A 12173-nucleotide genomic window follows, 5' to 3' on the forward strand; every position below is an offset into this window, starting at 1 on the left:
GGAAAAAGATGAACCTCACCCCCATCAACCGGCCTGCGTGGCCGCCGTTCCAGTTCACGCCTTGGGCAGTTCGAACACCAGGCAAGTCGTAGTGGCGTGCGCCAGCAGGCGCCCTTGCGAATCGGCGATGCGTGCCTCGGCCGTCGCGGCGCGGCGTCCGAACGACAGCGTCCTGCCCTCCGTTCTCACGATGCCGGTGGCCTCGGTCATGGCCTTGATGAAAGAGACCTTGAATTCAAGCGTGGTGTAACCGCTGCCCTGCGGGCACATCGTGTGGACGGCGAGCCCCATCGCGGAATCCAGCAGGATCGCGGCGTAGCCGCCGTGCACCGAGCCGATCGGATTGTAGTGCCGCAAGGCCGGAACGCTGTGCATGACGACCTGGCCGGGCTCGGCGTCAAACGGCGCGACGGTCTGCATGATCGGCGGCTGCGGCAAAGTCCCGGCAAAGATGCCGCGCACGAAATCGAGCCCGGGCATCGACGCCAGCACCGCCAGCGGCACCACGCCGAAGTCACCGCGCAAATCCGTCTCGCTCATGTTGTCGACCTCCAAGGTATGACATCTATCATATAAATGCTGTGCGAAAAGATCGAGGGCAATACCGACGCAGGCGATCACATGATTGCGGACAGAAAAATGCCCGGGACCAGCCCGGGCATTTCGAATTGTCTGGAGTCACCGGCCTCAGGCTGCGCTGCGCTTCTTCTCGCGCATCAGCTCGGCAAAGCGTTGAAACAGATAGTGCGAGTCGCGCGGGCCGGGCGAAGCTTCCGGGTGATACTGCACCGAGAACACCGGCTTGCCCTCGAGCTGGATGCCGCAATTCGAGCCGTCGAACAGCGAGATGTGGGTCTGCGTCGCGCCCGATGGCAGCGTATCCTGGTCGACAGCGAAGCCATGGTTCATCGAGGTGATCTCGACCTTGCCGGTGGTCTCGTCCTTGACCGGATGATTGGCGCCGTGATGGCCCTGATGCATCTTCTTGGTCTTGGCGCCGACCGCAAGTCCGAGCATTTGATGGCCGAGGCAGATGCCGAAGGTTGGCGTGCCCGACGAAATCACCTGCTGAATGACCGGCACGGCATATTTGCCGGTCGCCGCGGGATCGCCCGGTCCGTTCGACAGGAACACGCCGTCCGGCTTCATCGCCAGGATGTCCTCGGCCGGCGTCGTCGCCGGCACCACCGTCACCTTGCAGCCGACGCCGGCGAGCAGGCGCAGGATGTTGCGCTTGATGCCGTAGTCGATCGCGACGACGTTGAACTCCGGCTTGGTCTGCTGGCCGAAGCCCTCGTTCCACACCCAGGGGGTCTCGTCCCAGGTGAAGCGCTGGGCGGAAGTCACCATCGGCACGAGGTCCATGCCCTCCAGGCCCGGCCACTCCCGCGCTTCCTTCTTCAGGGCGTCGAGGTCGAAATGGCCGTCCCTGGCATGCGCGATCACGGCGTTCGGCATGCCCTTGGAGCGGATCAGCGCGGTCAGCGCCCTTGTGTCGATGCCGGACAGCCCGATGATCCCGCGCGCGCGCAGCCACTGGTCGAGATGGCGCGTGGCGCGGTAGTTCGATGGGTCGGTGATCGCCGTGCGCAGGATCACCCCGCGCGCGCCCGGCGTCGCCGCCATGTTCACCGTCTCGATATCCTCGTCGTTGGTGCCGACATTGCCGATATGCGGGAAGGTGAAGGTGATGAGCTGGCCGGCATAGGACGGATCGGTCAGGATCTCCTCGTAGCCGGTCATTGCGGTGTTGAAGCAGACCTCGCCCACCGCGTGGCCCTCGGCGCCGAGGCCGTAGCCTTCCAGCACCGTTCCATCGGCGAGCACGAGGAGCGCGGTCGGTTTATGGTCCGGCCAGGCGGCGTCAGTTTCGATGTGTGTCATGAGGCCTCTACATAGTGCCCCTGGCGAGCGGCGTCAAAGCGGGAAGCGAGCGATTCACACGCGATTTCGGTCAATTTGCACGGAGAATGGCCTGGTTTACGAGTGAACGGCCGGAACGTATGCGGAACCGAGTTGTCTCGCCGGGACGAACCGCCTAGACCAGCCGCAACGGAATTCGAGAGGGCAAGATCATGCTGCGCGACGACATCAACAATGCGGTCAAGGAGGCGATGAAGGCCAAGGACGAGCGCAAGCTGTCCACCCTGCGCATGGTCAACTCGACCTTGAAGAACGCCGACATCGCCGCGCGCGGCGAAGGCAAGCCGCCCTTGACCGACGCCGACGTGCTCGCGGTGCTGCAGAAGATGATCAAGCAGCGTCAGGAATCGGTCGAGCTGTATGAGAAGGGCGGCCGCGCCGAGCTCGCCGCCGGCGAGCGCGAGGAAATCGCGGTCATCTCGGCCTATCTGCCGAAGCAGATGAGCGACGACGAGGTGAAGACCGCCATCTCCGCTGCGGTCGCCGAGACTGGCGCCGCCGGCATGAAGGACATGGGCAAGGTGATCGCCGTGCTGAAGGCGAAGTATACCGGCCAGATGGATTTCGCCAAGGCGAGCGCGCTGGTGAAGGCGGCGCTGTCGGGCTAGCCACCGCCTATTTTTGCGCACGGCGCGAGCCGCACGGGCAGTGCGCTCCCTCTCCCCGTTCTTCACGGGGAGAGGGTTGGGGTGAGGGGCAGACGCACGGGAAGTGCTGGTGGTGAGACCTGTACCCCCCCTGTACCCCCTCACCCGGATTGCATCTTCGATGCAATCCGACCTCTCCCCCGCATCCGCCTTCGCTCTTCGAGCTACGGCGGACAAGAGCGGGGTGACGTAAGGAGACCGTGCAAGCGCCCATGCAATCGCCAGCTCATGGGCGAAGCGCTTGAACTAACAACCGAGAGGGAAACGCCTCCTCCATGCTCAAGGAAACGTCCGACTACGAACAGCTCACGCGCGACTTCCGCTGGGACATTCCGGCGCAGTTCAACATCGCGGTCGCGACCTGCGATCGCCACGCCGACGGCTCCAGGCGACTGGCGCTGATCGTCGTCGAGGAGGACGGCGCCGCACGGCGCGTGTCGTTCGATGAGCTGCGCGATGACTCCTGCCGCTTCGCCAACGTATTGAAGGCCGATGGTCTCGCGCAGGGGGACCGCGTCGCGGTGTTCCTGTCGCAGTCGCTGGAGCTGCCGATCGTCCATTTGGCGGCGTTTCGCGCCGGTCTCGTCTCGGTGCCGCTGTTCACGCTGTTCGGCGAGGACGCGCTGCAATTCCGGCTGCAGAACTCCGGCGCCAAGGTCGTCGTCACCGACACCACGGGCCTTGCGAAGCTTGCGCGCATTCGCGGCCATCTGCCGGAGCTCAAGACGATCTATGTCACTGACGGCGACGGCCCCGGCGCCCGGCCATTCTGGCCGGCGCTGGAGCGCGCCTCGGATCAATTCCCGACCGTCGCCACGTCAAGCGACGACCCTGCCATCATCATCTACACCTCGGGAACGACCGGCAATCCCAAGGGCGCGCTGCACGCCCATCGCGTGCTGCTCGGACATCTGCCCAATGTCGAGATGGTGCACGGCTTCCTGCCGAAGCCCGGCGACGTCATGTGGACGCCGGCGGATTGGGCCTGGATCGGCGGCCTGTTCGACGCGCTGTTTCCGGCCTGGTATCACGCGGTGCCGGTGATCGGTTATCGCGCCAAGAAATTCGAGCCGCAGGCCGCAATGCAACTGATGGCGGACTACGCCGTCCGCAACGTGTTCCTGCCGCCGACGGCGCTGAAGCTGATGCGCCAGGCCAACGTCAAGCACGAGGGGGTCCGGCTGCGCAGCATCCTCACCGGCGGCGAGTCGCTCGGCGCCGAGCTGCTCGACTGGGTGCGCGCCACTTTCGGCATCGATGCGCACGAGATCTACGGCCAGACCGAGTGCAATCTCGTGGTCGGCAACAATGCAAAGCTGTTTCCGATCCGGCCGGGCTCGATGGGCAAGGCGACGCCCGGCTTCCAGGTTCTGATCGTCAACGACAAGGGCGAGGAGCTGCCGCGCGGCGAGAGGGGCATCATCGGCGTGCGCCAGCCCAACCCGTGCACCATGATCGAATATTGGCGCAATCCGGAGGCGACGCGGAAGAAGTTCGCGGGCGACGTGCTGCTGACCGGCGATCTCGGCACCCAGGATGACGACGGCTATTTCTGGTATGCGAGCCGCGAGGACGACGTCATCACGTCGGCCGGGTATCGCATCGGCCCGGCGGAAATCGAGGACACGCTGCTCAAGCATCCGGCGGTCGCGCTGGCGGCCGTCGTGGGCATTCCCGACCCGGTGCGCACCGAGGCCATCAAGGCGTGGATCGTGCTGCGGCCCGGCTTCGTTGCAAATGACACGCTATCGCGAGAGATCCAGGACTTCGTCAAGGTGAAGCTCGCCGCGCATGAATACCCCCGCCACGTTGAATTCACCGACACCCTGCCGATGACGGCGACCGGCAAGGTGCTGCGGCGGGAGTTGAGGGCGCGGGGGTAGGGGCGGCGGTCCGACCGCCTTTTCGTCGGTAGTCGCTGAGATGTAAAGCAAGGTGGCGCGGCACGCTCGGTGCACCTCGCCCCGCTTGCGGGGAAGGTCGGATTGCATCGTCAGATGCAATCCGGGTGAGGGGGGACAGGTCTCGCCACGGACACTTCCCGTGCGTTTGCCCCTTACCCCAACCCTCACCCCGTAAGAACGGGAGAGGGAGCATACCGTCCGTGCTGTGAGAGCCTCATCGTCGGACGAGATGTGAAGGTCACGCCCTTATCCTCTGCCTACAAGTTGAAATTGAAATCCCCGCCCTCCCGCTGTTAGCATCGGTGCAAAGAACAACAGTCTGGAGGGTACGCCGATGACCGCATCCGTCTCGGGACGATCCGATCCCGTGGTGCGCCGCATCACCACGGCCGATATTGCCGAGGCCTTGACGCAAGGCCTCCGCGATTTTCAGGCTCAGCCCATGTTCGGCCTTGCTTTCGGGCTGATCTACGTGCTCGGCGGCATCAGCATCGTGCTGTGCGTCACCGCCTTCGGCATGGTCTACTTGGCCTATCCGCTGGCCGCGGGGTTTGCGCTGATTGGCCCGTTCGTCGCGATCGGTCTCTATGAGGTCAGCCGCCGCCGCGAACTCGGCCAGCCGATGTCCTATGGCGGGATCTGGCGCACGATCACTTCGCGCGGCGAGATCGGCTGGATGGCGTTCGTGACGCTATTCTTCTTCATCATCTGGATGTACCAGGTGCGCCTCCTGATCGCGCTGCTGCTCGGGCTCAATGCTTCTTTCTCCAGCATCAGGGAGTTCATGACCGTGGTGCTGACGACCAACGAAGGTCTGCTCTTCCTCGCGATCGGCAATCTCGACGGCGCCGCCCTGTCGCTGGTGCTGTTCTCGCTCACGGTCGTGTCGTTTCCGCTGCTGCTGGAGCGCGACGTCGATTTCGTGACGGCGATGATCACCAGCGTGCGCGCGGTCGTGACCAGTCCCGGCCCGATGATCGGCTGGGCCGCCGTCATCACCGTGCTGCTGATCATCTCGGCATTGCCGTACTTCCTGGGACTGCTGGTCACCGTGCCGGTGCTGGGCCATGCGACCTGGCATCTGTACCGCCGGATCGTAGCTCCGGCGTAAGGCAAGGGCGAGCCGCGACGAAGGTTCGATGGAGCATTGACGCCCTCGAACGGGCTCGTTTCGAAACGCGGCTCGCCGGTGGTCCTTCCGGCGCCAATATCGGAGGAGAATGATGCCGGACAACATCGCGTTGTTTGCCACGATCGTCTTGTTGCTGCCAATGTTCTATCTGCTGCTGGCCGCGCCGGCCTTTCTGCTGGTGCGGCTCGACATCGTGCCGGTCACCCGGCTCCTGCGCGGCATGTTCGACTCCTACTTCGTGGCGCTTTCGATCGCTGGTGGCATCGGCGCGCTGGTCGTTCTGGCCGACGGTCGCCCCGTTCTGGGGCTGGGCATTGGCCTGATCGCGGCGTTCGCGCTGCTCTCGCGCCGCTGGTTTCTGCGGCAGATGGACGCGCGCATCCGCGACAGGGATTCCGGCGATGCGACGGCCGTGCGTCGGCTGCGCCGGTTACATTGGGGTGGCATGCTGAGCAATGCGGTCCAGGTCGGCGTTGTTCTCGCCAGCATCCCACAGATCGCTGCGGTATCGTAGCAGGCCTTGTCGTTCAAGGCACTGCAATCCCCATCGCCTTCAGGGCCGCCAGCATGCGCGTCGGCGGCGTCATCTTCACCGCGAGCGGCTTGCCGGTCTCGAGCACGCTCTTGAGGCTCGACAGGATGGCCGGCCAGCCCTGGCGCCCGCCGGACAGGATGTCGTCGGAGAGCGGCCGCTCATGCGCTTCGGTCATCGTGAGACGGACGGCGTCGCCAGCCGGTTCGATCTCGTAGGTCACGAGCGTGCGGCCCAGTGCGTCGACGAGGCCCGGCCAGTTGACATCCCACGTGACCGTCAGCCGGTACGGCGGCTCGCAGACGATCACCTGGCCGCTGATGTGCTCGGAGCCGTCGGGCGCGCGCACGATGAAGGCGCCGCCCGCCTTCAGCTCGGCTTCAATCGCGAAGCCGAAGAAATATTGCCGGCTGAACTCGGCCGAGGTCAGCGCCTGCCACACCTTCTCCGGCGTCGCCGCGATGTAGATCGTGTACACCGTCTCCGGCTTGAAGTGCGCAAGATCGACGGCGTGGGTCTCCTTTGGGTCAGTCATCCCGTTCCTCCAATCGCTTCTTCAACTCACCGAGCGCGACGAGCTTGGCGCGCTCGAACTTCCTGATCCAGCGGTCGCCGATCTGGTGGATCGGCACCGGATTGAGGAAGTGCAGCTTCTCGCGGCCGTGCCGGAGCGTCGTGACCAGATTGGCCGCTTCCAGAATCGCCAGGTGCTTGGTCACCGCCTGCCGCGTCATGGCGAGGCCGTCGCAGAGCTCGGTCAAGGCCTGGCCGTTCCGCGCATGAAGCCTGTCGAGCAGCGCCCGCCGCGACGCATCCGCCAGCGCCTTGAAGACGTCGTCCATATGATGAAGAATAGGCAACCAAAAGGTTGCGTGTCAAGCGGAGCGCTGCAAGTTGTTCGACTTGGAATACGTCGAGATGTTGCAGCTTCCCTCTGCCGACATGCCGTGCATTAGTGGCATCTCATCCACATCGAGGCGCCTCATGTCCCTGCAAGTCTATCTCGCCTTCGTTGCCGCCTGCATCGGGCTTGCGCTGCTGCCCGGTCCCGTCGTGACGCTGCTGATCGCCAACGGTCTGCGTCACGGAACCCGTGCCGCGTTGATCAATATCGCCGGCGTGCAGACCGGGCTTGCGATCGCGATCGGCATCGTCGCTGTCGGCCTGACGTCGCTGATGGCGACCATGGGCTATTGGTTCGAATGGGTGCGGCTGATCGGCGCGGCCTATCTGGTGTGGCTCGGCATTCAGCTCATCCGCTCGCCGATCGAGGGGATCTCGGCGGGCGAGGAGCCGCCTCCGCCGCCGCGCGGCGGCTTCTTCCTGCAGGGCTTGCTGGTGCTGCTGTCGAACCCGAAGGTGATGGTGTTCTTCGGGGCGTTCCTGCCGCAGTTCATGGACATGGGCCGGGATCACGTGCCGCAGGTCGGATTGCTCGGCGTCACCTTCATGGTGATCGCGGGTCTCACCGACGCGATCTATGCGCTGCTCGCAGGCCGTGCGCGAAAACTGTTCTCGGCCAGGCGGACCCGGCTGGTGTCGCGCATCTCCGGCGGCTTCATGATCGGGGGCGGGGTCTGGCTGGCGCTGACGCGGGCGCGGTGAGCCCGCATTGAGTTTAGCGCCTGCTCTCACCCCGGAGAGCCCTGGGGGAGGAGGGGCCGCCGGCGTTACAGGCTGATCGTCCCCTTCACCACCGGCGCGACGTCGCCGCCGATCCAGATCGTGTCGCCGTTCTGCGCGACATGGACGCGGCCGGCGCGGCCGAGCACGGTGCCCTGGGACGCAACATATTGCTTCGGAGCAATTCCGGCTCCGATCAGCCATTGCGCCAGGCTTGCATTGAGGCTGCCCGTCACCGGGTCCTCGCCGCCGCCCCACATGAAGCCGCGGACCTCGTAGTCGGCATCCGTGCCATCCTGCGCTCGATCCCATGGTGCGACCACGCCGATCGGCTGTTGCGGCAGCGCCGCCGGATTGAAGCGGATGTCGAGCAGCGCGCGGCGCGAGTCGAGGAGCACGCCGATCCAGCCCGGGCCGTTGTCGACCCACTGCACGGCGCGCATCGCGCTCGATTGGATGCCGAGCGCTGCTGCGATCCTGCTGGTCAGTTCGGCATCGACTTGGCCGGAGCGCCTGAGCGGCGGGGCTGCGAAGGCGAGCCGCTCTCCGTCGCGCCTGATGCGCACGAGGCCCGCGCCGCATTCCTGCACCACGTGTTCGCCCTTCGGCCGGCCGCCGAGCGCGAGCCATACGTGGCACGAGCCGAGCGTCGGATGGCCTGCAAAAGGCAGCTCGCGCTGCGGGGTGAAGATGCGCACGCGATAATCAGCGCCCGGATCCTGGGCACGCGACAGGAAGGTGGTCTCGGACAGGTTGGTCCAGTTGGCGATCGCCCGCATCGCCGCATCGTCGAGGCCGTCGGCCTCGGCGATCACGGCAAGCGGGTTGCCCTTGAAGGCCACCTTGGAGAACACGTCGACTTGATGGAACGGAAGCGTCGGCATTTCGGTGTCCTCCTCGACGTCGTTGTCAGTCGCGCCAGAACGGCTTGTTGGCCTCTTCCTGGACGATCGCCGGATCAAGGCCGCAGTCGCGCATCTGGTCGCGATCCAGCATTGCCAGTTCGGACCGCCAGAACAGGCGCTGCAGCCAGAGTTGCGGCACCCCGAGCAAATTGCTCTTTCCGTGGGCAACTTGCGGAGTTGCCCAACGCTGCGCCAGGGAATATGCCATGAGTCACCTATTGCTCTTCAATTGCTTTGTTCGAAGAGCAATCGCGCCATACATATCTCGGTGCAATCGAAACATTGCTCTCGGTACAATATAGCATGAATGCTTCGTATACGGCCCTGGTCGACGACATCGCCGAGGACATCGCCAACGGCAGGCTGAAGGCCGGTGACCGGCTGCCGCCGCAGCGCCAGTTCGCCTATGAGCGGGGAATTGCCGCATCCACGGCAGCCCGCGTCTATGCCGAATTATTGCGCAGGGGCCTGGTCGTGGGCGAGGTCGGGCGCGGCACCTTCGTCGCGGGTGAGGCGGTGCCGGTGCCACCCTCGCTGCGGCTGGAGCCGTTCGACGGCCGCATCGATCTCGAATTCAATTTTCCGACCCTGCCGGATCAGGCGGCCCTGATCGCGAAGTCGCTGGCCGCGTGGCAGCGGCCGGAGAAGCTGGCGCCGGTGCTGGCGCCGATCACGCAGCGTCGGCTGGCCGAGGCCGGGCGCACCGCCGCGGCCTTCTTCGCCAGCGAGCGCTGGCGCCCGCGTGCGGAGAATTTCGTCTTCGCCGGCAGCGGGCGGCAGTCGCTGGCTGCGGCGATCTCGGCGCTGGTGCCGGTCGGCGGCCGGCTCGGCGTCGAGGCCGTGACCTATCCGATGATCAAGGGCATCGCGGCGCGGCTCGGCGTCACGCTGGTGCCGCTCGCGATGGACGGCGAGGGCATCCGTCCGGAGGCGCTGACCAAGGCGCATCGCAGCAGCGCGCTCAACGCGATCTACATCCAGCCGGTGATGCAGAATCCGCTCGGCCTGACGATGAGCGAGGCGAGGCGCGAGGAGATCGTGCGTCTGGTGCGCAAGCACGAGCTGATGATCATCGAGGATCTGGTCTACGGCTTCCTCAGCGATCAGGTCTCACTGGCGACGCAGGCCGAGGAGCGCGTCGTCGTGGTCGACAGCCTTGCCAAGCGGCTGGCGCCGGGCATCGCCGTTGGCTTCCTGTACGTCCCCTCGACCATGCGCGAAAAATTCGCCGCCACGGTGCGCACCGGGGCTTGGTCGGTGACGTCGCTGGCGCTGGCCGCCGGCATGGGGCTGCTCGCCGATGGCACGGCGGCCGAGATCACCAGGCGCAAGCGCGCCGATGCGCTGGTGCGCCAGGCGATCGTCGCCGAGTGCCTCGCCGGCCATCACATCGAGGCCGATCCGCGCTCCTACCATGTCTGGCTGCATCTGCCGGAGGGCTGGCGCGCGGAAGCCTTGACGGCCGCAGCAGCCCGTGCCGGCATCGCGATCACCCCGGCGAGCGCCTTTGCAGTGGCGCACGGTCATTCACCGAACGCGGTAAGGCTCGCGCTCGGCCTGCCAAGCCACGAGGATCTGCGCACAGCTCTGTGGCGGCTTGCCGGATTGCTGTCGCATCACGACGCCTCCGACATGACGGAGTAGCAGGTTACGCGAGGCCTTTGCTGCGCAGCTCGGCCTCGATCTCGCCGAGAATGCGGATCAGCCGCTCGGCCCAGCGCTGCTGGCCCTCGGGCTCGGCGATTTCGTTCTGACGAATCTCGATGCCGGAATTGATCAGCCCGCGCGCCTCGCCATGCACGGGGATGGTGTAGTCGGTGCCGTCGCCGACCGCATAGGGCTGATTGTCGCCCACCACGAGATCGGGCTCGGCCCGCAGCGACCTCAACAGCAGCGGCGGCAGCACACGGTCGTGCTGATACAGCGTGCCAATGTGCCAGGGTCGCGCGATGCCCGCATAGACCGGCGTGAAGCTGTGCAGCGAGACGAGGATGGTCGGCCGCCCCGCGGCCTTGCGCGCATCGAGCACTTCGGTGATGCGGTCGTGATAGGGATCGAAGATCGCGCGGCGCCGGAGCTCGGCATCCTCGTGCGTCAGGCCCTCATTGCCGGGGATCGTGGTGCGCTCGCTGATCATCGGAATCGCGTTCGGCGCCTTCGGCGAGCGGTTGCAGTCGATCACCAGCCGCGAATAGCGCTGCGCGATCAGATGCGCATCGAGCGCGCGCGATACGGCCTCCGCGACACCGGCGATGCCGATGTCCCAGGCGATGTGCCGCTCCAGTTCGCTTTCGTGCAGGCCGAGATCGCCGAGTGCGCGCGGCAGCAGGCGGCCATAGTGATCGCACGTGAAGAACAAGGCCGACGCCCCATCGGCGTTGCGCTCGAGCACGGGTGGAACTTCGTCTGGCTGAAGGAGTCGATGAGTGTTGCTCGTGCCGGACACGGTCATGCTGCCTCTCGTTGCTTCATGAAGCGGCAGACCGATCTCGGATTGGGCAGACAGATGAGGATTGGGCCGGCGGACATCATGATGGTCGCCCAAACGATGCTGATTCTGGCGATCATTCACAAGACAGAAGTTCGCAATGGGCCTACGGTCCGGGCTGGATGAGGCTGGCGCATCGTGCCGCCCGAACGGGGCGAAGGAGCCTTCATGCTGATCAAGGTTGGATTTGAGATCGCCTATGCGGCTCCGGCGGCAACGCCGATGGTGATCATGCTGTCGATCCATCCGTCGCGCTTTCCCGACATCGTCGGCACCGAGACGATCACGACCGAGCCGAAGGTGCCGATCAAATTCTACAACGACAGCTTCGGCAATCTCTGTGGGCGGCTGGTGGCGCCGGCCGGCGGGGTCACCTTCCACGGCAGCGCCATCGTCCGCGACAGCGGGCGGCCGGACGCGATCGATCCCGGCGCCCAGCAACTGTCGATCGAGCAGCTGCCCGATGAGCTTCTGCTGTATCTGATGCCGAGCCGCTATTGCGAGACCGACAAGCTGGCCGAGGTCGCGTGGTCGTTGTTCGGCAGCGCGCCGGCGGGATGGGCGCGCGTGCAGGCGATCTGCGACTTCGTGCATAACCACGTCACGTTCGGCTATGAGCACGCCCACGCCATGAAGTCGGCGCACGACGTCTATCAGCAGCGTGCCGGCGTCTGCCGCGACTTCGCCCACCTCGCTTTGACCTTCTGCCGCTGCATGGGCATTCCGGCGCGCTATTGCACCGGCTATCTCGGCGACATCGGCGTGCCGCCGGACCCGGTCCCGATGGATTTCTCGGGCTGGTTCGAGGTCTATCTCTTGGGCCGGTGGTACACGTTCGATGCCCGCCACAACGTGCCCCGCATCGGCCGCATCCTGATGGCGACCGGACGGGACGCCGCCGACGTCGCGCTGTCGACCTCGTTCGGCCTGATGACCCTGACCAAATTTCATGTCGTCAGCGACGAGATCATGGCCGCCTGAGCGGAGCAGGGCGCGGCCGCTTCGCAGCACCGGCGATC

Annotated in this window: 14 protein-coding genes; 7 read left to right on the top strand and 7 right to left on the bottom strand. The window is 65.6% G+C overall.

What is annotated here, in order from left to right; genetic code table 11:
* Positions 1-54 precede the first annotated feature (54 nt).
* Positions 55-540: a PaaI family thioesterase gene (locus QX128_RS03970; protein WP_316236737.1), complete on the bottom strand. Its 486-nt coding sequence runs from the start codon at positions 538-540 to the stop codon at positions 55-57.
* A 147-nt stretch (positions 541-687) separates the two neighbouring features.
* Positions 688-1884 carry a glutamine-hydrolyzing carbamoyl-phosphate synthase small subunit gene (carA, locus tag QX128_RS03975; RefSeq protein WP_316236738.1) on the bottom strand — a complete coding sequence of 399 codons (1197 nt, stop codon included), beginning with the start codon at positions 1882-1884 and terminating at the stop codon, positions 688-690.
* Positions 1885-2075: 191 nt separating this feature from the next.
* On the opposite strand from carA, the gene QX128_RS03980 reads away from it, so the two are divergent.
* The 4 genes from QX128_RS03980 to QX128_RS03995 all read left to right on the top strand — a co-directional run bounded on the left by QX128_RS03980 (position 2076) and on the right by QX128_RS03995 (position 6120).
* Positions 2076-2531: a GatB/YqeY domain-containing protein gene (locus QX128_RS03980; protein WP_315717508.1), complete on the top strand. Its 456-nt coding sequence runs from the start codon at positions 2076-2078 to the stop codon at positions 2529-2531.
* A gap of 314 nt (positions 2532-2845) precedes the next feature.
* Entirely contained in the window at positions 2846-4453 is a 1608-nt protein-coding gene (locus QX128_RS03985; protein WP_316236739.1) for an acyl-CoA synthetase, read from the top strand.
* Positions 4454-4808: 355 nt separating this feature from the next.
* Positions 4809-5585, top strand: coding sequence for a DUF2189 domain-containing protein (locus tag QX128_RS03990; protein WP_316179733.1), 777 nt, complete (start codon positions 4809-4811; stop codon positions 5583-5585).
* Positions 5586-5697: 112 nt separating this feature from the next.
* Positions 5698-6120, top strand: a complete 423-nt coding sequence (locus QX128_RS03995; protein WP_315802649.1) for a hypothetical protein — start codon at positions 5698-5700, stop codon at positions 6118-6120.
* 13 nt (positions 6121-6133) lie between these two features.
* Here the strand turns inward: QX128_RS03995 and QX128_RS04000 are convergent, their stop codons facing one another.
* Together QX128_RS04000 and QX128_RS04005 are read right to left on the bottom strand one after the other, a co-directional pair.
* On the bottom strand, positions 6134-6673 hold the full coding sequence (locus tag QX128_RS04000; protein WP_316236740.1) for an SRPBCC family protein: 540 nt from the start codon (positions 6671-6673) through the stop codon (positions 6134-6136).
* Entirely contained in the window at positions 6666-6980 is a 315-nt protein-coding gene (locus QX128_RS04005) for a metalloregulator ArsR/SmtB family transcription factor (RefSeq protein ID WP_316236971.1), read from the bottom strand. Before QX128_RS04005 ends, QX128_RS04000 begins: the two co-directional genes overlap by 8 nt.
* Before the next feature lie 142 nt (positions 6981-7122).
* Here QX128_RS04005 and QX128_RS04010 point away from each other — a divergent pair, with 142 nt between their 5' ends.
* Positions 7123-7743, top strand: a complete 621-nt coding sequence (locus QX128_RS04010) for a LysE family translocator (RefSeq protein ID WP_316236741.1) — start codon at positions 7123-7125, stop codon at positions 7741-7743.
* A gap of 65 nt (positions 7744-7808) precedes the next feature.
* Here the strand turns inward: QX128_RS04010 and QX128_RS04015 are convergent, their stop codons facing one another.
* Both QX128_RS04015 and QX128_RS04020 read right to left on the bottom strand, forming a co-directional pair.
* On the bottom strand, positions 7809-8645 hold the full coding sequence (locus QX128_RS04015; RefSeq protein ID WP_316236742.1) for a PhzF family phenazine biosynthesis protein: 837 nt from the start codon (positions 8643-8645) through the stop codon (positions 7809-7811).
* A 25-nt stretch (positions 8646-8670) separates the two neighbouring features.
* Positions 8671-8874 carry a hypothetical protein gene (locus tag QX128_RS04020; RefSeq protein ID WP_315802654.1) on the bottom strand — a complete coding sequence of 68 codons (204 nt, stop codon included), beginning with the start codon at positions 8872-8874 and terminating at the stop codon, positions 8671-8673.
* Positions 8875-8900: 26 nt separating this feature from the next.
* Here QX128_RS04020 and QX128_RS04025 point away from each other — a divergent pair, with 26 nt between their 5' ends.
* Positions 8901-10310, top strand: coding sequence for a PLP-dependent aminotransferase family protein (locus QX128_RS04025; protein WP_316179726.1), 1410 nt, complete (start codon positions 8901-8903; stop codon positions 10308-10310).
* A 4-nt stretch (positions 10311-10314) separates the two neighbouring features.
* Here the strand turns inward: QX128_RS04025 and QX128_RS04030 are convergent, their stop codons facing one another.
* Entirely contained in the window at positions 10315-11118 is an 804-nt protein-coding gene (locus QX128_RS04030) for an N-formylglutamate amidohydrolase (protein ID WP_316236743.1), read from the bottom strand.
* A 204-nt stretch (positions 11119-11322) separates the two neighbouring features.
* Between QX128_RS04030 and QX128_RS04035 the strand changes: the two genes are divergently transcribed.
* Positions 11323-12135, top strand: a complete 813-nt coding sequence (locus tag QX128_RS04035) for a transglutaminase family protein (RefSeq protein WP_316236744.1) — start codon at positions 11323-11325, stop codon at positions 12133-12135.
* Positions 12136-12173: the final 38 nt, after the last annotated feature.

Origin of the sequence: Bradyrhizobium sp. SZCCHNR1015, assembly GCF_032489875.1 — a bacterium.
In the GTDB taxonomy this organism is placed as follows: domain Bacteria; phylum Pseudomonadota; class Alphaproteobacteria; order Rhizobiales; family Xanthobacteraceae; genus Bradyrhizobium.